The 17,931-nt window shown below is 37.2% G+C and carries 16 protein-coding genes; 7 read left to right on the top strand and 9 right to left on the bottom strand.

Annotated elements, in window-relative coordinates; genetic code table 11:
* Positions 1-25 precede the first annotated feature (25 nt).
* Positions 26-286 carry a hypothetical protein gene (locus IPP32_00170; protein MBL0046505.1) on the bottom strand — a complete coding sequence of 87 codons (261 nt, stop codon included), beginning with the start codon at positions 284-286 and terminating at the stop codon, positions 26-28.
* A gap of 42 nt (positions 287-328) precedes the next feature.
* On the opposite strand from IPP32_00170, the gene IPP32_00165 reads away from it, so the two are divergent.
* Together IPP32_00165 and IPP32_00160 are read left to right on the top strand one after the other, a co-directional pair.
* The gene (locus IPP32_00165) at positions 329-3,184 is read left to right on the top strand and encodes a PD-(D/E)XK nuclease family protein (GenBank protein MBL0046504.1); all 2,856 of its coding nucleotides are present in this window, start codon (positions 329-331) and stop codon (positions 3,182-3,184) included.
* 7 nt (positions 3,185-3,191) lie between these two features.
* Positions 3,192-3,716 carry a HEAT repeat domain-containing protein gene (locus tag IPP32_00160; GenBank protein ID MBL0046503.1) on the top strand — a complete coding sequence of 175 codons (525 nt, stop codon included), beginning with the start codon at positions 3,192-3,194 and terminating at the stop codon, positions 3,714-3,716.
* Here the strand turns inward: IPP32_00160 and IPP32_00155 are convergent.
* Entirely contained in the window at positions 3,706-4,404 is a 699-nt protein-coding gene (locus IPP32_00155) for a response regulator transcription factor (GenBank protein MBL0046502.1), read from the bottom strand. The two genes, IPP32_00160 and IPP32_00155, sit on opposite strands and share 11 nt — an antisense overlap.
* A 124-nt stretch (positions 4,405-4,528) precedes the next feature.
* On the opposite strand from IPP32_00155, the gene IPP32_00150 reads away from it, so the two are divergent.
* Together IPP32_00150 and IPP32_00145 are read left to right on the top strand one after the other, a co-directional pair.
* A complete protein-coding gene (locus tag IPP32_00150; protein MBL0046501.1) occupies positions 4,529-6,739 on the top strand; it encodes a T9SS type A sorting domain-containing protein in 2,211 nt (736 codons plus the stop codon).
* Between the two features lie 125 nt (positions 6,740-6,864).
* On the top strand, positions 6,865-7,845 hold the full coding sequence (locus IPP32_00145) for a hypothetical protein (protein ID MBL0046500.1): 981 nt from the start codon (positions 6,865-6,867) through the stop codon (positions 7,843-7,845).
* A gap of 9 nt (positions 7,846-7,854) precedes the next feature.
* On the opposite strand, the gene IPP32_00140 is transcribed toward IPP32_00145, so the two are convergent.
* The gene (locus tag IPP32_00140) at positions 7,855-9,867 is read right to left on the bottom strand and encodes a M48 family metallopeptidase (protein ID MBL0046499.1); all 2,013 of its coding nucleotides are present in this window, start codon (positions 9,865-9,867) and stop codon (positions 7,855-7,857) included.
* Positions 9,868-9,958: 91 nt separating this feature from the next.
* On the opposite strand from IPP32_00140, the gene IPP32_00135 reads away from it, so the two are divergent.
* Complete coding sequence (locus IPP32_00135; GenBank protein ID MBL0046498.1) at positions 9,959-11,476, top strand: NAD(P)H-hydrate dehydratase; 1,518 nt, start codon at positions 9,959-9,961, stop codon at positions 11,474-11,476.
* On the opposite strand, the gene IPP32_00130 is transcribed toward IPP32_00135, so the two are convergent.
* The 6 genes from IPP32_00130 to IPP32_00105 all read right to left on the bottom strand — a co-directional run bounded on the left by IPP32_00130 (position 11,456) and on the right by IPP32_00105 (position 16,609).
* Positions 11,456-12,880, bottom strand: a complete 1,425-nt coding sequence (locus IPP32_00130) for a Glu/Leu/Phe/Val dehydrogenase (protein MBL0046497.1) — start codon at positions 12,878-12,880, stop codon at positions 11,456-11,458. The two genes, IPP32_00135 and IPP32_00130, sit on opposite strands and share 21 nt — an antisense overlap.
* A gap of 50 nt (positions 12,881-12,930) precedes the next feature.
* Positions 12,931-13,323: a hypothetical protein gene (locus IPP32_00125; protein ID MBL0046496.1), complete on the bottom strand. Its 393-nt coding sequence runs from the start codon at positions 13,321-13,323 to the stop codon at positions 12,931-12,933.
* 5 nt (positions 13,324-13,328) lie between these two features.
* Positions 13,329-13,841 carry a DinB family protein gene (locus IPP32_00120; GenBank protein MBL0046495.1) on the bottom strand — a complete coding sequence of 171 codons (513 nt, stop codon included), beginning with the start codon at positions 13,839-13,841 and terminating at the stop codon, positions 13,329-13,331.
* 23 nt (positions 13,842-13,864) lie between these two features.
* A complete protein-coding gene (locus IPP32_00115) occupies positions 13,865-15,589 on the bottom strand; it encodes a M3 family oligoendopeptidase (GenBank protein ID MBL0046494.1) in 1,725 nt (574 codons plus the stop codon).
* A gap of 19 nt (positions 15,590-15,608) precedes the next feature.
* Positions 15,609-16,163, bottom strand: coding sequence for a DUF5606 domain-containing protein (locus IPP32_00110; protein MBL0046493.1), 555 nt, complete (start codon positions 16,161-16,163; stop codon positions 15,609-15,611).
* An 80-nt stretch (positions 16,164-16,243) separates the two neighbouring features.
* Positions 16,244-16,609 carry a hypothetical protein gene (locus tag IPP32_00105; protein ID MBL0046492.1) on the bottom strand — a complete coding sequence of 122 codons (366 nt, stop codon included), beginning with the start codon at positions 16,607-16,609 and terminating at the stop codon, positions 16,244-16,246.
* A 58-nt stretch (positions 16,610-16,667) separates the two neighbouring features.
* On the opposite strand from IPP32_00105, the gene IPP32_00100 reads away from it, so the two are divergent.
* Both IPP32_00100 and IPP32_00095 read left to right on the top strand, forming a co-directional pair.
* Positions 16,668-17,024 carry a phage holin family protein gene (locus IPP32_00100; protein ID MBL0046491.1) on the top strand — a complete coding sequence of 119 codons (357 nt, stop codon included), beginning with the start codon at positions 16,668-16,670 and terminating at the stop codon, positions 17,022-17,024.
* 54 nt (positions 17,025-17,078) lie between these two features.
* Positions 17,079-17,909 carry a GntR family transcriptional regulator gene (locus IPP32_00095; GenBank protein ID MBL0046490.1) on the top strand — a complete coding sequence of 277 codons (831 nt, stop codon included), beginning with the start codon at positions 17,079-17,081 and terminating at the stop codon, positions 17,907-17,909.
* Positions 17,910-17,931 lie beyond the last annotated feature (22 nt).

Genomic DNA, 17,931 nt, shown 5'->3' with positions numbered 1-17,931 from the left:
AAAATTTATAAGACTATAATTATTACTAAGCCAATCGCTTAAGATTTTTTTCGCAGTTAGCTAGAACAGTGCTGTATTCAGCTTCCTTAATCTCTAGCCAATGCAATTTAAAATCAAAAGTAAGGTCATAAATAAAATTCCGGTCAGGAAGAATTTTTGCCTTAATCAGGTGAATGGAATAGTGGTGTCCAATAATTTGTAATTCTTCAAATTCATCTTTAGAGAGCACTTTAAAGAAGGTTCGGTTGTGCTCGTATTTTCGGTAAACCGGATATTTTGCTTCCACATTTATTTTTTTTGTAAAATTACGAATTGTAATAAATCCCTGATGCAGCCCTTTTTAAAGAAACTAGCTACTTATATACATACTCATTATGCTCAGAATTTGAGCGAGGTATGTGTAGTGTTGCCGAGCCGAAGAGCCAAGGTATTTTTAAAAGAGCACTTGTCAAATGTATTTGATAAACCAGTATGGGCGCCGCAACTATATTCAATCGAAGATTTTATTTCAGAGCTTGCTGATGCTGAATCACTGGATAGTTTAAGTACGCTTTTTGAATTTTATACGGTGTATGTTGAAATTGAGAAAACGGAGGCTCAATCGCTCGATGATTTTTTACAATGGGCTCCCACCTTGTTGCAAGATTTTAATGAACTGGATCAATACCTTGTAAACGCTAAGGAATTGTTTGACTACTTAAGTGATGAAAAGGCTATTACCCTTTGGAATATAGATGGGAGCGCGTTAAGTGATTTTCAAAAAAAATATTTGAAATTTTGGAAATCATTATCTGAGTATTATCCAAAATTTATTGCCCACCTTAACTCCAAAAACCTTGTATACCCCGGACTTGCGTACCGGAAAGTTGCCGAGACTTCAGTGGAATTGGCACAAAGGAAGAATTGGCATAAAATAATTTTTGCAGGATTTAATGCACTCAATACGGCCGAAAGGAAAATTCTAAAATCGCTCGCAGAAGCTGAAATGGCTGATATAGTTTGGGACGCAGACGATTATTACCTGAACGATACGAATCAGGAAGCCGGCAAGTTTATGCGTGAATTCAAGGAGACATTGGGTAAATACAATAAGGAAAAAAAGTTTCTTTGGAATAGCAATTCGCTTTCTGAATCTCCAAAAAAAATTGTGATTGCCGGAGTGGCGCAACAAGTTAGTCAGGCAAAAGTAGCCGGAGATATCTTGGCCAAAATGAATACGGATGGAAATTATAAGCGCCATGCATTAGTGCTTGCAGATGAAAATTTGCTAATGCCGGTTTTGCATGCAATACCTGAATCGGTTGCAAAGTATAATGTTACAATGGGTTATCCGTTAAGCAATCTCTCCTTGCAGGGTTTGTTGGAAGCTATTTTTCAATTACACGAAAATGCCTTGGCGTATGCAAAAGAAGACGAGGGAATGGATGCTCGGTATTATTATCGAGATTTAAAAAAAATATTTTTGCACCCGAGTCTTTCTGCAATTTTTAAAACAGAGCAAGGACATTTTGTGGGTCAAGATTTTATACACTTTCTCGAAACGCAAAATTGGTTTTTTGTAAGTTATTCTCAAATTGAAACGTATTTCGCTTCATTTCAGTTTGCGGACCACAGCGCTTTAAAAGTATTGCTATCCCCATGGAATAATAAAGTGAGCAATTGTTTGGATGCACTGCTTCTATTGCTTACTCTCCTAAAAGAGCAAATCACACAAGGAAGCGATCCGCTTGATAGCGAAGTGTTATTTCATTATACAAAAACCATAAAGCGCATTCAGTCGCTTACCGAAACAGCTTCCATTGATGGGTTAAGGCAAATAAAAACAGTGCAAACCATCTTTAATCAATTGATAAAAGCACAACAAATTGCATTTGTTGGAGAACCGCTTGACGGACTGCAAATCATGGGAATGCTCGAAACCCGTACTTTGGATTTTGATACAGTTATTCTGCTTTCTGCGAATGAGGGGGTATTGCCGGTGGGCAAGAAGGAAAATTCCTTTATCCCATTAGAGTTGAAGAGTAAATTTGGTTTGCCCACTTATGCTGAAAAGGATGCAATTTTTGGATACCATTTTTACAGGTTACTTCAATGCGCACAAAGCATTTATTTGGTTTACAATACCGAAACAGATGAATTGGGAAATGGAGAGCGAAGTCGCTACATAAAGCAGTTGCAGCAGGAATTGCAAAAGGTTAACTCCCAAGTTCAAATTTCAGAACTACTTTACACAATTCCCTTGCTAGCTTCCACCGGTACTGAAAACATTGTGGTTGAAAAAAATGAGTTTGTTATGGAGCGCTTAGGAAACTTAATTTCGAGTGGTTTATCTCCTTCCTTGTTAAACACCTATCGCAATTGTTCCTTGCAATTTTATTTCCGTTACATAGCACGATTGAAAGAAAAAGAAGAACCGGAGGAAAGTCTTGATTCGGCTGCATTCGGGACAGTAATTCACAGTGTATTAGAACAGAATTATATTCCTCTTATCGGTAAAAATTTAAGTCAAGAATCGGTTCTGAAAGCGTTTCAAGATTCAGCGCAAAAGATTGAGAGTGCATTTAGGACTGAATTTAAATTGGGCGATTTAAAAAGCGGCAAAAATTTATTGAATTTAAAAGTGGCTGAGAAATATGTGGCTACTTTTTTAGCCGAGGAATTAAAATTTATTGAATGGTTGGACACCCAAAATCAACAACTAAAAATTTTGTCTTTAGAATCGGAGTATACCCATAACCTTGATATTGGGGAGCATTCTGTTTTACTAAAAGGCAAAATCGACAGGATTGATTCAATTGACAACCTAATAAGGATAATTGATTACAAAACAGGAGCGGTTAATGAAAGTAGTGATTTGAAGCTGAAGGCATGGGATGAGCTTCAGGAGGTGAAAAAAAATAAAAGTTTTCAGTTATTTATGTACGCCTATCTTTTTCATAAAGGCGATTTACACAAGGATAAACGAATAGTCAGCGGCATAATTTCATTGCGCAAATTGAGTGCGGGATTAATGCCTGCGTCCCTAAATCAAAAAGAGGAGTTGGATGCTCAACTATTACTGGAATTTGAGCAAGAGTTGAAAACGCTAATTGCTTCCATTTTAAGCCCGGAAACAAGTTTCAATCAAACCGTTGATTTGAAAGTATGTGATAACTGTGCTTATAGTCAAATTTGCAATAGATAAGTCAAGTATGAACTTAACTGAATTAATATCAACTAAAGCAATCAAAGCAAAGGAAAAGGTGGATACAATTGCATTGCTGCTAGTAAGTGGGCAACTCCATGCGAAGGAATTGCTTAAGGAAGCAAGTAAGTTAAAAGCTGCTGATAAGGCTAATTGTATTGAAGCTATGGAAGTGGCCACCAAAATAAATCCGGAATTAATTAGTGGAAAGTATTTTGATTTTGTTATTCATGCTTTAGCGGATGAGGAGCCACGTGTGAAATGGGAAGCAGCGCGGGTAATTGGAAATACTGCAGCTCAGTTTCCGAAAAAAATTTCGGATGCAATTCCACATTTGTTGCAGCAAAGCAATCATAAGGGTACTGTTGTGCGCTGGAGTGCGGCTTTCGCGCTAGGAGAAATATTAAAATTAAAAACCAAGCTAAATGCAACACTCATTCCTGAAATAGAATTGGCAATGGAAAAAGAAGAAAAAAATAGCATCAAAAAAATATATTTAGCTGCCTTAAGAAAAGCTAAAGTCAACGGGTAAATTTATATCCTACGCCGCGAATTGAGTGAAAATATTTTGGTTCTTTGGGATTGCTTTCAAAATATTTTCGAAAAGCCAAAATGTAATTGTCGATTGTTCGTGAAGTAGGTAGTGCCTCAACTTCCCATATTTTTTCGAGTATTTCGTCTCTGGAAACTACTTGGTTTTTTCGTTCAATCAAAAGCTTTAATAAAAGCAGTTCTTTTTTATTCAATAAAAATTTTTGCTCATTTAACCCAATTACTTCATAGGTTTTAAAATTTACATGAAATGCATCAAAACTAAATTCTGAAAGTTCTTTAGGGTTTTCTGAATAAGAGCCTGTTCGCCTTAACAGATTTTTTACACGGAGCAGCAGTTCTTCTAAATTAAAGGGCTTAGTCAAGTAATCATCCGCTCCCAATTTAAGTCCCTCCACCTTATCACTACTTGAATTGCGAGCGCTTAAAATTAAAATCGGAATGGTTTTGTTTTGGTCTCTAAATAAATCACAAAGTGTTAATCCATCAATTTCAGGAAGCATAATATCAAGGATTACTAAATCAAAATCAAAGGATTTAAATTTATGCAAGGCAATTTTACCGTCACCGGCATGTTGTACTTCATAGCCTTCAAACTCTAGATTTAATTGTATCGTTTGTGCGATGTGACTTTCGTCTTCTACTAAAAGTATGGTTGGTTTTGACACGAGGAATTAATTAGGCGAAATTGATTTTTACCAGGGTCAAAATTACTATAAAAGGTTTGTAGTTTACTAAGGATAAACTTACATTTGACAAATATTTATTGACGTTATATAACAAACCTATAAAATGAAAAAAATTTTACTTTATTCACTTGGAATAGTGGCTTTCTTGTCAAGCTCCGCTCAAGCGCCTAAAAGAAGTTGTGGTACAATGGAAAGCCTTAAAGCTGAAATTGCAAAAGACCCTTCCTTAGAATTGCGTATGCAACAGCTTGAACAACAAACGCAAAATTATATTCTTAATCAGGGTGGAAGTGCCAATAAAACGGCTGCTTTAGTAACAATTCCGGTGGTAGTGCACATTTTGTATAAAAACCCTTCGCAAAATCTTTCAGCAGCAAGAATACAAACACAAATTGATGTGTTGAATAAGGATTATTCCAAAACGAATAGCGATACCAATCTTGTTCCTTCACCTTTTAAAGCATTGATTGGGGATGCTCAAATTCAATTTGCACTGGCAGTGCGTGATCCGCAAGGATTGCCTACAACTGGTATTACAAGAACCCCAACAACAATAAGCTCATTCGATTTAACATTAAATCAAGCTAAATACACTTCTCTAGGCGGGCACGATGCTTGGGATCGTAACAGTTACTTAAATTTATGGGTGGTTCCAGATATTAATAATGCCGGAGTTTCAGGTATTTTGGGTTATGCACAACCACCGGGAGGAGCTGCAGCAACAGATGGAGTGGTAATTGGTTACCAGTATTTTGGAACAACCGGTGCAAGTGCGCCATTTAACAAAGGTCGAACATGCACACACGAGGTTGGGCATTGGTTAAATTTAAGGCACATTTGGGGAACAAATGGTCAAGCATGCGGTGCAAGTGATGATGATGCTGTAACAGATACACCAAAACAAACGGAAGAAAACTATGGGTGCCCAACTTTTCCATTAATTGTTGCAAATGTTCCTGCAGGTTTTGGAGGTCCATCTTGTTCGGGAACAACACCCGGGTCAATGTTTATGAATTATATGGATTATGTTGATGATGCGTGTATGCAAATGTTTTCGATTGGTCAGGTTACTCGCATGACTGCGGCCGTTAACGGTCCGCGTGCTACTTTATTTAATTCTCAAGGCTTAGTGCCGGTAGTACTTCAAACTGTTGATGCTGCGCTTAACTCTGTAACTTCTCCAACAACAGGTTCCTCTTGTTCTACCAGTATTATTCCTTCATTTACACTGAACAATTTTGGTACGGATACATTAAAATCAGTTACCATTAATTATGAATTAGATGGTGGAACAGCAGCAACGCAGTCTTGGACAGGAAGTCTTGTTTCGCTTGGATCTTCTGTAATTACCTTGCCGGCACTTACCCTTACCCCCGGTTTTCATAATTTTTTAATTTATACATCCAATCCGAACGGTGCTACCGATTTAAATACTTCCAATGATTCTGTAACTGTAATTTTTACAACGGTAAATCCACCAACATCCATTGCTATTACATCCGGCAATACTTATGTCGAAGGTTTTCAAAATGCTACCTTTCCTCCTACAGGATGGACACGAAACAATCCGAATAACAATAACACTTGGACGCGTGTTGGTCCGGGAGGCTTTGGAAATTCTACTTTTTCGGCACGAATGGATAATTACAGCGGCTCGAGTATTGCCGGCCAAATCGATGAATTGAATACACCAACATTTGATTTAAGTACCGGTGGCTCAAATTACTATTTAACATTTAGTGTTGCTTACGCGCAATACGATGCAAACAGTCCTGATTCGTTAATTATTTTTACTTCTACGGATTGCGATCAAACTTGGGTAAGAAGATATGGCAAAGGAAAAGGGAGTCTTGCTACCAATGGTGGAACTTTTGTAACGGCTGCAGGATTTGTACCAAGCGCTTCACAATGGAGAACTGAAACCGTAAACTTATCTTCCTTGCAAGGTGCATCACATGCAAAGATTCGTTTCCAAAATAAAAGTGGTTTTGGAAACTGGTTGTATGTGGATGATGTGAATGTTACAACCTCACCGTTGTCAGTATCTAACGGAATAGAAGCAGTAGAAGGCTTTGCAATTTATCCGAATCCTTCGAATGGAATCTTTACCCTAACTGGTAATTTTAAAAGCAATGGCAAAGTAAGTGTGAAAGTGTTTAATATGTTGGGCAAGGTTGTTTATAACGAAAGCAAATCAGAAGCTAATAATCAAAACTTGACTATTGATTTAAGTGCCCAAAGTAAGGGTGTTTATTTTGTAGAAATAAGCAATGGTAACGAAAATGTAACTAAACGCATAAGCATAATTGAATAAGCTTTTTTATTGAATAGCCTGAAAATACTGCTAGTACGAAAGTAACGCAGCTTATTTTCAGGCTATTTTTTGCTTGTTTTTTACCGCTTTTTTGTAAGTTTAGCACTGTATTTAATCACACTAAAATGTTGACCACCAAGAAATACATCTTACAGTTCCTCTTCACTCTGCTGGTAGGTAGATCCTTTGCGTATGAGGTTTTTGAAGATATTGTGTATGAACCGTCAAGTATAAATTACGAAGGACTTTCTACACCACAAATTGCAGAAAGTGCAAACCGAGCGTTTATTGCCATTAAGAATTACCATTCCAAAACGGCGCAAGAAATTTTTGATTCAATTCTCCTTATCGATAAACATAATGTGCTTGCGGTGTATGGCCTTGCCTATTGCAAATTTGCAGATGGAGACTATGAAAATTCTATTGAAATATTAACTCCATTAATAAATGTAAATACTAAAAATGGCGCATTGTATTCCTTGCGGGGAAGAAATTATATGGTGCTTGAAAATTTACCGGCAGCCATTGATGATTTTCGGAAAGCTTGTGAATATGGTAACGATGAAAAGGATCGTTTGAGTTTAAGTGAATGTTTGTTTTATTCGGGCGATTTTGCAGCTTCTACGACTGAGGCGGATAAATACATTCAAGTGCAAGCAGCCAAGCCGGATGGTTATTATGTAAAAGGACTTGCACAAAGCGAATTAAAGGACTTTGTGGCCGCTAACGAAACCTTAAAAAAAGCGGTTGATATGGATCCTGAGAACAGTGCATCCTACGTACAAATGAGTCGAAATTTTTTAGAATTGAAGGAAGCAAACAAGGCAATGAAAAACATTAATAAAGCCATAGAAGCTGATTCGAAAAACAGTCAGGCGCTTGATTTACGAGCCGAATTAAAATACATTAACCACGATTACGCCAATGCCATTATTGATTGCAATACGGTTATTAAATTGGATAACGAAATTAAATACGCTTATCTCACCAGAGGAAAATCCTATCTTAAATTGGGGTTAAAAAAGGATGCTTGTGCGGATTTAAAAAAGGCGGTTGAATTAGGGAATACCGACGCACAGGAATTGATTGTGAAGAATTGCAATTAAACTATTTATTTACCAGAACAGGTTGCTTTTTCGAAGACTATGAAGGTGCATTCCTTTTTTTGTGTTCAATAATTTTACTAATTGTTGTTCGGTTGATTCCTTAATGTCAATTTTAGCTTCCTCACTTACGGAAATGGCTTGCTTCATGTGCATATTTTCAAGAGTAATGCTAGACACTAAAACACTCAGATACTTCATATATTTTGAGTCGTACCACATGTAACTGTGATTACAATTCACAATTTTTTGAATTCCTTCAAGTGTATTTTCTTTTGGCAAAGCAGTGGTGTATCTATAGAAATTGAAATTAATAGTAGTGACATCATACTTTTTAAAAAGTTCCCAAAAGGTAGGATCTACGAGTATTATATCAATGTCACTATTAATGAAAAGTTTGTAACTCCTTGAAAATAATTCCATTCTTTTTAAGTTTCGAAATTCATTCAAGTTATTACTTTTTAAATCGTCCAAAATCATTGTATTATTAATTGAATCAATTCGGAATGAATTCCGAATAGTCCTATAAATAATTCCCGATTTATCATTGGAAACATTCCCTAAATTTATTCGGTTTGTTCCTTGCAGGGCACCCACCGAAAAACTGCTTATAACATGCAAATTCATCTGTCGCAAGGAGGTATAAAGTGAATCTTTACGCATTGCAGTAGCGAAGGTTCGATGGTTTATAGTACTGAAGGAAAGATATTTGTCCAGCAAGACATTGCGCTTGGATGTATCATTCGCGTAACTCAGCGCATTAGATAAAATACACTCCGGATTGTTACCTTTTAAACTTAAATTGTAAAAATGAGTAAATGCTTCGTTATAGGTTGTAAATGCTGGTGATTCTCGCCAATAGTATTTTGCTTTAATTTTCATACCATCATTCGGGTCAATTGGTAAAATATCTATATCAAAATTATCAAATAAAGAAGCAGCTATATGAATTTTAGTTGTTTTTCCCTTTTCAAAAATTGTGTCATAGTAACAATCTGTGATGAAATTTTGATTCCATTTTTTTTTATCGAAATAACAATACCGCCTAATCCCCTCTAAAAGGTAATAATAATAGCTGCCATTTTCGGGATCAAAAATATGATAGATGAATGCATTTTGAATGCAGGAAGCAAAATTATTTTGGGATAAATAATCATCCAACACTTCTAGTTTGCTTTCATTTTTAAATTGTTGAAAAAGAGAATCATTTAAGATAAAATTACTTCCTAATTTGTTGCTATTATTTTGAATGAAATGGGTAATTATTTCTTTTCTTTTTTCACTGCTCGGATGAGTGGTTTCACTAATTTTTATTTCTACAGGAGAATTTTTTAGGTAGTTTTTTTCGAGACGAGAAAGGATATCATTTACGTGTAATAGTCCTTCCACTGAATAACCGGCATCGCTCATCCATACCATACCAATCGAATCGGCTGCTAATTCACTTTCTATACTGTTTTTGCTAAATGCGTTCCTGTCTTGGAAAAACCATCCGTCATATTTATGATTCAAAAAATTTAAATAATAATTTATTGAATGTTTTAAATAATAATGGGCAACTTCATGTGCCAAAATTCCCGCAATTCCTGCTTCATTTCTTAGAAATGGCATTGTGCCCACATTAAAGAAAATTACACCTGTTGGACTAGAATAGGAATTAAAATCTCCGGCTTTACTAATATAAACATGAAGCATATTTTTCCCTTTAAGCTCTGCTGGCAAAATCTTTTCAAGAATGGAATTCAAGTAGTTTTCAAAATTATTCCAATCGGTATAAATTTGACCGCTTGCCAGAAAATAGGATATATCGATAGCATGCTCATTCGCAAACTTAAAACAATTATCGGCCTTCTTACTAAACTTGAGCTCTTCAGGAAATTGTGAAAAAATATGTTCCCTTAAGGGTACGTGGTCCAAATAAAATTTCTTTGGTAAGCTATCTATATAGCTTCTGTGAAATTCATTCGTGTTTTGAGCAAATCCAATTTTGACCACTATTAAGAGGAGGAAGAATGCCCACTTCATGAAATAAATTCAATGTTTTAGCTGTAAATTTAAAATAATTTTTAATCAATGAAAATGCATTGCTATCTTTGGAAGTAAACAATTTTATCTCATGCTAAAAATACTTTCTGCTACACAAATTCGAGAAGCAGATGCATGCACGATTGAGAATGAGCCAATTTCATCTGTCGAACTAATGGAACGTGCAGCCCAAAAATGCTATGATTGGCTGAAGCAAAAATTTTCTACTCAGTTCGAATTTCTTGTGTTTTGTGGTAAAGGAAACAATGGTGGCGATGGGCTTGCAATTGCGCGTATGCTGCGTGAGAATAACTATCAAGTAAAGGTTGTGTTACTTGCACCCCCAAACGAATTAAGTGTTGATTGCCGTAAAAATTATGACCTAATGGCAGCAAGGTATTCAGCTACACTTTTAGAATTTACTGAAATTTCAAAACTTAATCCGCTCAAAAAGAATACAATTATTTTGGATGCTATTTTCGGCACCGGATTAACAAAAGCAATTGAAGGTACTAATTTGGCGGTGATAGAATGGATTAACACATCTCGCGCAAATGTTGTATCTATTGATATTCCAAGCGGAATGTTTGCTGATTTAAATGAAGCAAGTACTCAAACCCTTTGCGTTCGAGCCGACTATACTTTAACTTTTCAATTTCCTAAATTAGCCTTTCTGTTCCCGCAAAGTGGCGCTGCGGTGGGGCAAATGATAGTGTTGGATATAGGCTTGGATGCTTCTTTTATTGAAAAAGCGCCTAGCTCATATTTTTATACAGAGCAAATAGATTGTGAGCAACTGCTGCGCAAACGAAGCGCATTTTCACACAAAGGTAATTATGGGCATGCACTTATAGTAGCGGGCGCAGAAGGTAAGGTGGGGGCTGCGGTGCTAAGTACACATGCTTGTTTGAGATGTGGGGCAGGATTAGTGAGTGCCTTAATTCCTGTGGAAGCAAAAAATGTACTTCAAGCAAGTTTGCCCGAAGCGATGCTGTTTTCAGGTGAAGATTTTGATAAACCAACGGCACTCTCAAAGTTTTCTTCCATTGGTATTGGTCCAGGAATTGGTTTGTGTGATCAAGCTGCAAAACGTGTTAAGTACTTAATTCAAAATTATGCTGCAACTATTGTTTTTGATGCTGATGCCATAACTATTTTGGCAGAGAATAAAACCTGGTTAGGATTTCTTTCAAAGCATACTGTTTTTACACCTCACCTTAAAGAGTTGGAACGATTGGTGGGAAAGGCTGATAATGATTTTCATCGCTTGGAACTTGCTAAATCTTTTGCCATAAAATATTCAACACATCTAATTATAAAAGGAAAATACAGCTGCATTGTTTGCCCAGATGGAAAATGTTATTTTAATTCAACGGGTAATGCCGGCATGGCTAAGGGGGGAAGTGGAGATGTTCTTACCGGCATACTTACAAGTTTATTGGCGCAAGGTTATTCGATAAAAGAAGCTTGCATCTTGGGAGTGTATATACATGGAAAAGCTGGCGACATAGCCGCCAGCCTTTTTTCCGAAACGGCAATGATTGCCGGTGATATAATTGGGAGTTTGCCCGAAACGTTTAAACTGCTTTCACGGAAAGATACCCAGTGATTGGTAAGCCACACCAAGTTTATTAATTCCACTTACAAAAGCCGCAGTTCTTAAATCAGAAATTTTTGGATTTTGCTTTTTAATGTTTCTAATTTCATTGTAGGCATGAATCATGGTTTCTTCTAAACCCGAGCGCACCAAATCAATTTCATCGGCACCATGAAACAAAATTTGTTTTTGCTTTGTATCTAATGATTTGCCCGTGATATCTTCAACCACTTTAATTAATTGCATGTTGGTAGTTTCCTGAAAGCGTTTCTCCATGCGGCCAAAGCGCACATGCGAAAGATTTCTCAACCATTCAAAATAAGATACGGTTACACCTCCCGCATTCAAAAATAAATCGGGAATGATGAGCACATTTCTTTTATTTAAAATGTCTTCGGCATCTTTTGTTACAGGACCATTTGCACCTTCCGCAATAATTTTTGCTTTAATGCGTGTTGCATTTTCTTTTGTAATTTGATTTTCAAGTGCAGCCGGAATCAAAATGTCGCAATCCATTTCAAGCAAGTCCATGGAGTTCTCCACGTTTTTTGCTTTTTTAAAATTTAAGATGGAGCCACTCGCTTTTCTATGTTGAAATACTTCTTCTACATCTAATCCATTCGGATCATAAATTCCACCTTCTCGTTCTGCAATCCCAACAATGATTCCACCACCTTCGCCACAAAACTTAGCTGAATAGTAACCTACATTTCCTAAACCCTGTACAATTATTCTCTTTCCTGCAATACCCGGTGTTAGCCCTAATTCCTTCATATCTTCGGCATTATTGAGTGCTTCGCGGGTTCCAAAATAAACACCTTGTCCGGTTGCTTCTGTTCTACCATTTATTCCTCCCTGTCCAAGTGGCTTTCCGGTTACACAACCCAAAGCATTCAAATCGTCGTATTTAAAAGTGGAATAAGTATCGGCAATCCAGGCCATTTCACGCGGACCGCTTCCATAATCCGGTGCTGGAACATCTACAGAAGGGCCTATCATATTTTTCTTTATCAATTCGGTGGTGTAGCGTCGCGTGATGCGCTCGAGTTGTTTTAAACTAACTTTTGAAGGATTTACTTTTATGCCTCCTTTGGCTCCACCAAAAGGAATGTCGGTTACAGCACATTTAAAAGTCATTAGTGTGGCCAATGCTTTTACTTCATCTTCATCCACAAAATCGCTGTAACGGATACCGCCTTTTGTGGGCGTTTTGTGATGACTGTGTTGCACTCTAATTCCTTCCATTACCTGCACTTTACCATCTACTTCATAAGGGAAGTAAAATTTGTAAACGCTATTGCATACTTTAATCTGATGCAACAAGCCCGGTTCAAAATTGGTGAAGGCTGCTGCTTTGTCGAAATATGAAAGTACATCGTTGTAGAAGTTACTTCCGCTGTTTGATTCTGCGCTCATAGGCTCTTTTTTATAGGTTTAACTTGAAGTAAAGTTATACTTTTTATGCATCAAATAGTTTTTTTTAGCAGAAAAATCAATGCTAAAAAAAGGCCTGTGCTTAGGAAGGAATAAAGTACAATTTTAAGGGTTTGTTTTCTGTCGAGCGCACGCCAAGTTTCATCATCAACCTTTGTTTTACGCGATTTTACAGCGTTAAAGTTATAGATACTTTTCCATCCAAAAACGATACAGAATTTTTGACGCAATTGAAATATCAGTATAAAGGTATAAGTTGCAATACATGCAACAATTGAAAATGTTACAACGGGAAAGGGAAGAATAAAAAATAGTAGCGTACTAAAGAGGAGTAAGACTAGCGCTAATTTTAACTTGGATTTTCGTCTATTAATTTCAGCCGGGCCGATGTTGCAAACGCCGGGAATATAGGTGTTTTCGCTCACAACTCTTATTTCAAATACCGCTCGCGAATCACCTGTAAGTGATGCAGCTCATGGCCGGCAATTGTAAATATAATTGCTCTTACCGACATGTCATTTCCATTGGCATTACCTACTTGCGAAAGGGCTTGTTCGTCAAAACTTTTAAAGAGTGCCAAGTGCGATTCACGCACTAAATTGTATTCGTGCACTAAATTGTAAAAGGAGCGTTTTTCGAAATTGGCGGCAGCCACATAATCGTTTTCTTCAAAACCGGGTAAAGGAGTTTTTTCTTTACGGGCAAAGCTCAGCGCACGGTATCCAAAAATACGTTCGGTGTCAATTAAATGACCAATAATTTCTTTAATCGACCATTTACCCTCAGCATACCTGTAGTTTTCTTTATCCTCAGGTATTTCCGATAAAAATGCCTGCATGGCAATAATCTGATTTTCGAGTGCTTTAATGGGATTATCGCCCTTTACTAAGTCAATGTAGCGCTGATAGTAAGGAGCATATTCGTTGGGTTCAGGTCTTCTCATTTCAATGAATTGCTTAATTTGACTTACAATTTATCCAATTCTGATTTTACAAATTGTGCCAATTCGCGCACATAATTTTCTGAAAAATCAAAGCGTATTCCGGCTGTTTCATAAATCTCACCGATTGATTTTGTGTATCCAAGTTTTAATGCTGCGGTATATTCACTAACAGCCTTGTTGGCATCTTTTTTAAAATTACGCCAAATGGCAATTGCCCCGAGTTGTGCCATCCCGTATTCGATGTAATAAAACGGTACTTCAAAAATATGTAATTGTTTTAGCCACATACTTGCTTTTACCGATTCAAGTCCGGTCCAATCAATTATTTTACTTCCAAATTCTGTTGCAATAGCCAGCCAAGTTGCAGTGCGTTCGGCTTGTGTATGATTGGGGTTTTCATACAACCAATGCTGAAATTTATCAATGGTTGCAACCCATGCAAGTGTAGAAAGCACCTGCTCTAATTGCTCTCGCTTAGCACGTTTAAGCTCCTCCTCATCCGTAAAAAATAAATTCCAATGCTCCATCGAAATTAATTCCATAGTCATGGAGGCAAGCTCTGCAACTTCTGAGGGGGTACTTTTAAAATCGGTTAATTCTAAATTATGCGTTAAAAAATTATGCAAGGCATGTCCGCCTTCGTGCAGCATGGTAACCATATCACGATGCGTACCTACTGAATTCATAAATATAAACGGAACACCTACTTCATATAGCGGGTAATTGTATCCTCCTGGAGCTTTGCCTTTGCGGGAATCCAAATCCAGGTATCCCATTTCTTGCATCACTTCTATACAGGCACCAAAATAGGGATTGAGCTTTGTAAAACTGGCAATGGTTTTATGCACTAAATCGTGCGCATCGTTGTAAGGTTTTAATGCAGGTTTTCCGGAAGTATCTACCTCCATATCCCATGGCCTTAAATCACTTAGCTGCAGCGCTTGTTTTCGCTCCTCATCTATGCGTTCTTCCAGCGCTAAAAGGCTGTTTTTAATAGAGTCATGAAAGCGGAAGCAATCTTGAGCGGTGTAATCAAATCGCCCCATGGCGTCGAACATGTAGTCTCTAAAATTGGCATACCCAGCGTTGAGTGCTACCTGATGTCTTAATTTCAACAGCACGTCAAACAAGGCATTGAGTGCGTCAGTATCTTTTGCTCTGCGCGCTACAATTAACCGATAAGCTTTTTCACGTTTTTCACGATCCAGTTCTTTTAATAGCAAAGATGCTTGTTGCAGAGTAATTTCTTTGCCTTCCCATTCAATGGTCATAGCCCCTGTAATGGCAGCATATTTTTGCTGTTCATTTTGCAATTGACTAAATAAGGGAATATTCTCTTCTCTAAAAATTTCAAGACTCTTTTTCACTGCACGAATGTATATGCGGTATTTGTCTTGATTTAGTTGTTCTAGAAAGGGAGAGGCAATTAATTTTTTGTTGAGCGCATTGGAATAAGGAGCAATTTGTGGTTCAATTTCTGAAACAAAATACTGGTACCTGTCAAGCAAAGATTTATCATCCGTTGAACACGTCATTTTAATGTATCTCCACCCTAAATCTTCACTCACGTATGCTTCCAATTCACTCCGGTCGCGCATCCATTTTTCGAGTTCAGCGCTTGACGCAATGTTACGCTCGGCCAAATCTTTAAAATAGGGTTCAATATCCGCCCAAGTTGTTAGGGATATTGTTTCCTTAAGAAATGCTCTTTTATGCTTCACCGGCTGTGCGGTTTGCGTAAGCTCCATGCTAAAATAATTAAAGAGATTAAGCTCCGGTTTTACGAATGGTGGAAGTTGATTTTGCCTTTGATCCGCTGCTTTTTACGTTTGCGGTATTGGTGTTGGTTTTAGCTATTGGTATTGCCGTTTTTTCCTTTGCTTTCAATGCTTTTAGTGCTTTTTCTTCGGCTGTATCATCGCTGTTTTTATCTTCCTCCACCACTTTTAAAAGGTCGTTTTTTTGCAATAAATTATACCAGCTAATAACTTTTTTAATATCCGAATCGTGCACTCGGTCTTTATCGTATTCGGGCAATACTCCTTCAAAATATTTTTTTAATTCTTTGATGTCGGCTTTAGAATCGATAGCAGGTCCGCTCTTTTCTTTGTCCATTATTTTTTGCATCACATCTTTTAAGGCGATGTCTTCACTTACTCCAAAAATGCTGATTTCTTCTAAAGCACTGATGCGGTAATGTGAATAAGCCGGCATTCTCTTTTTATCAATTAGCGACTCCACAATAACTCCGTTTTTTGATTGGGCTACAACCTTGTATAATCCACTGAAGCCCGCAATTGTAATAATTCCACTTAAATCCATAGTATGTTTAAATTATTTTTAGTGATACAAATGTATAAATTTTGAGGGTGTAACAAGCCTTTTTGAGCGGCTGTTAACAATTATTCTTCACCCGCACTTTCGTCTACATCGAGGTGAAAGCGATGTAAAAAGTTATGAAATATGGGCGAAAAAAATACGGCGAAAATGGTTAAAAAGGCAATGCCGCTAAACAATGCATAACAGGAGGCAAAGATTTTACCGGTTGCGGAAGTTAAGGTATCTACAGGTCCCATACCGGTTAATATCATTGAAGCGTTGAGCAAAGCATCCACCCATGTTAGGGAGCATAAATAATGGTAACCCATCATTCCAATACCTAAGCTAAAAGCGAGTAAACTCATCGAAAAACCTACACTTTTTAAAATTCTTTCCCGGTATTGTGCTTTACTTAATAGCGGTTTTGTTTTTATTCTTGACTTTTCCATTACTTTTATACGCTGATTAGTTGCATCAAATTTAATTTTAAAACGGCTATTCTCACTTATGAAGTTTATTTTTAAAATTATTGTTTCTGCTTTAGCTGTAATTATTACTGCTTATTTGTTGCCGGGTGTTAAGGTAATAAGTCCGCTTACAGCAGTTATTGTTGCGGCGGTACTTGCTTTTTTAGATGCAATTGTAAAGCCGCTAATGATTTTGCTTACCATTCCCATTACCATCGTTACGTTAGGTCTTTTTTTGATTATTATCAATGCCTTGATGATTTTGCTTGCCGATTATATTGTGGATGGTTTTGAAGTAAATGGATTTTGGTGGGCATTGCTCTTTAGTTTCATACTCACAATTGTTACCTCTTTGCTCGAAAGTTTTGCCGGTGAGCGAAAAAAACAAGAGGATTAGGATTTCTTATTTTTAATGAGATGGCTTTAAGTTGCCATCTAAAAACACATTCCCATGTTCCAATTAGGACACTACAACACATTAAGGATTGCGCGCAAAGTTGATTTCGGAGTTTTTCTTACCGATGGCACTGATGAGGTGTTATTGCCCAAAAAGAATCTTACTCCCGAAATGGAAATTGGTACCGAAGTAGAAGTGTTTATCTACAAGGATTCCGAAGACCGCACCATTGCCACAGTGCAGCGCCCTTTTGCGGTGGTGGGTGAATTTGCTTATTTATTAGTGAAGGAAGTGAATACCATTGGCGCCTTTTTGGACTGGGGTTTAGAAAAAGATTTGCTGGTGCCTTTTCGCGAGCAAGATAAGTTATTGGAGGCAGGAAAGCGATATGTGGTCTATATTTATGTGGATAAACTTACCAAACGCATTGCTGCATCCGCCAAAATAAATCGTTATGCCAAAAACGAAGAAATTAATTTGGCAGAAAACGAGGAAGTAGATGTGCTCATTTTCAAAAAAACTGATTTAGGCTATGGGGCCATCATTAATAATTTATATCAAGGCTTAATTTACAAAAATGAAGTGTTTACAGAGCTCACTATTGGCGATAAAAGAAAGGCTTGGATAAAAGCTATACGCGAAGACGGAAAAATTGATTTGCGCTTGCAAAAGGTAGGCTTTGAACTATCAGACGATGCGCAAGAATTAATCATGCAAAAATTAAAAGAAAAGGGCGGTTTTCTGGCACTGCACGATGGCAGCGACCCTCAGCTCATCACCAAAGAATTGGGCATGAGCAAAAAAACCTTTAAAAAGGCAATTGGTGGTTTGTTTAAATATAAATTGATTACGATTGAAGGGGAGGGGATAAGGCTGGTGCAGTAATCAATTTCTTCATTTCGTAGCT

The sequence above is a fragment of the Bacteroidota bacterium genome, from assembly GCA_016721765.1.
In the GTDB taxonomy this organism is placed as follows: domain Bacteria; phylum Bacteroidota; class Bacteroidia; order UBA4408; family UBA4408; genus UBA4408.
The sequence above is the reverse complement of the archived record's forward strand: the minus strand, read 5'-3'. Positions and strand labels throughout refer to the sequence as shown.